This is a genomic window from Actinomyces stomatis (assembly GCF_031292835.1).
In the GTDB taxonomy this organism is placed as follows: domain Bacteria; phylum Actinomycetota; class Actinomycetes; order Actinomycetales; family Actinomycetaceae; genus Actinomyces; species Actinomyces stomatis.
In genome coordinates this window covers 1-1779 of record NZ_JASPEP010000054.1, presented here as the reverse complement: position 1 = coordinate 1779, position 1779 = coordinate 1, and the positions used below count along the sequence as shown (strand labels likewise).

At 71.5% G+C, this 1779-nt stretch carries 4 protein-coding genes; 3 read left to right on the top strand and 1 reads right to left on the bottom strand.

Features of this window, described 5'->3' with window-relative positions; genetic code table 11:
* Positions 1 to 542, bottom strand: a 542-nt coding sequence (locus RIV12_RS13070) for a variant leucine-rich repeat-containing protein (RefSeq protein ID WP_487274894.1), incomplete at its 3' end; no start/stop codon positions are given.
* 167 nt (positions 543 to 709) lie between these two features.
* Between RIV12_RS13070 and RIV12_RS13065 the strand changes: the two genes are divergently transcribed.
* The 3 genes from RIV12_RS13065 to RIV12_RS13055 all read left to right on the top strand — a co-directional run.
* Positions 710 to 991, top strand: coding sequence for a metal-sensitive transcriptional regulator (locus tag RIV12_RS13065; protein WP_009406821.1), 282 nt, complete (start codon positions 710 to 712; stop codon positions 989 to 991).
* 84 nt (positions 992 to 1075) lie between these two features.
* Positions 1076 to 1345 carry a heavy-metal-associated domain-containing protein gene (locus RIV12_RS13060; protein ID WP_309324453.1) on the top strand — a complete coding sequence of 90 codons (270 nt, stop codon included), beginning with the start codon at positions 1076 to 1078 and terminating at the stop codon, positions 1343 to 1345.
* A gap of 82 nt (positions 1346 to 1427) precedes the next feature.
* The coding region (locus RIV12_RS13055; RefSeq protein WP_309324451.1) for a cation transporter at positions 1428 to 1779 on the top strand (352 nt) is incomplete at its 3' end.

Here is a 1779-nt window from a genome sequence, read left to right as displayed (position 1 = left end):
GTACGCGGTTTGGCCGTGCTCCGGCTCGACGACGGCCGCCGCCCTCCCTTCCCGTTCCGACCGGCTGCGCCGGCGGGCTCGGCGGAGGCGGGCTCCTGGCCCAGGTCGCCGGCGTCGTCGAAGAGCGGTGAGCCCATGAGCGGGTCGCCCAGGACGGAGCCGAAGGGGTCGTCGCCCAGGCCGATGTCGGAGGGCTCCCAGCCCGTGGGTGCCAGCGACACGGAGTCGTCAACGTCGCCAGCGTCGGCAACGCCGCCAGAGCCGTCCGGCCGGACCGCTCCCGCATCGGTGCCGGGACGCCCGCCGCGGCCGGAGCCGGCGGAGGCGCCTCCCATGCGGCTCACCCAGGCGCGCAGCTCCGGGGAGCAGCCCGGGTTGTCCACGATGACGCCGCGCAGGTCCGGACGGTTGCCGGCCAGCACCATGAGCCGTCCGGCGCCGGCCCTCGGGTCCCGGGCGAGCTGGAGGTCGGGGTCATCTGTGGTCCGGGGCGCCGCGTCGGGGTCGGCGGGGCCAGGGGCGGCATTGGCAACGGCGGTCATGGCACGAGCATCCCACGTCCCCCTTCCCCGTGTCCCGGTTCCGTGCCCATCGGGCCGGCCTCGACCGCAATCCGGGCGGCCACCACCGACCACATACCCCCTGGGGGTACTTGACCGCTCTACCCCCTAGGGGTATGTTCGGTCCCGACCGAGACAACGGAGGAGAGATGGCCGGCTACACCGGATCCAAGGAGGACTACCTCAAGCGCCTGCGCCGCATCGAGGGGCAGGTCCGGGGTATCTCCCGCATGGTTGAGGAGGACGTCTACTGCATCGACGTCCTCACCCAGATCTCCGCCGCCACCAAGGCCCTTCAGGCCGTCAGCCTCGGCCTGCTGGAGGACCACATGAGCCACTGCGTCCTGCACGCCGCCCAGGCCGGCGACGAGGAGGGCACTGCCAAGATCCGCGAGGCCTCCGACGCCATCGCCCGACTCGTGCGGTCCTGAGCACCACGGTCCGCTCAGTGCCGGACCGCTTTGTTCCCGTTCCGATCCACCTGTTTTTCGTACACACTTCCCAAGGAGTGAGAGATGACTGAGTTCACCGTCGACGGCATCGACCGCACCACCACCCTCAAGGTCTCCGGACTCACCTGCGGCCACTGCGTCGCCCATGTCACCGAGGAGCTCGAGGCGCTCGAGGGCGTCAAGGACGTCTCCGTCCTGCTCAACAAGGACGGACAGTCCACCGTCACCGTGCTCTCCGACATCCGCCTGGAGGACGCCGCCCTGGCCGAGGCCATCGACGAGGCCGGGGACTACACGCTCGACGCCGTCGAGCGCGACGTCCGCGAGCGCTGAGCCCGGACGTCTCACCGCCGTCGCCCGAGGTCCGGACGTCGACGGGCGGCCACGCATACCGACACGGACACGGAAGGCTCCTATGAGTACGACCAGCCAGGAACCGGGCGAGCAGCTGCGCACCGTCAACCTCTCCATCGGGGGCATGACCTGCGCCAGCTGCGTGGCCCGGGTGGAGAAGAAGCTGAACAAGCTCGACGGCGTGAGTGCCTCGGTCAACCTCGCCACCGAGTCGGCCCGCATCACCGCCCCGAGCACGGTGAGCGTCGACGACCTCCTGGCCACGGTCGCCCGCGCCGGCTACACCGGCGCCCCGCTGGGCACCACCTCGCCGGATGAGCCGGCAGCCTCGGAGGCGTCACCGGCCGGCGAGCCCACGTCGGCGGCATCGGCGGCATCAGCATCGGGACCGTCCGCACCCGGCTCGGCCGAAG

Bases quoted from the DNA above. Each gene is read 5' to 3' on its own strand.
- RIV12_RS13065 (WP_009406821.1), top strand. From the start codon at position 710: ATGGCCGGCTACACCGGATCCAAGGAGGACTACCTCAAGCGCCTGCGC.
- RIV12_RS13060 (WP_309324453.1), top strand. From the start codon at position 1,076: ATGACTGAGTTCACCGTCGACGGCATCGACCGCACCACCACCCTCAAG.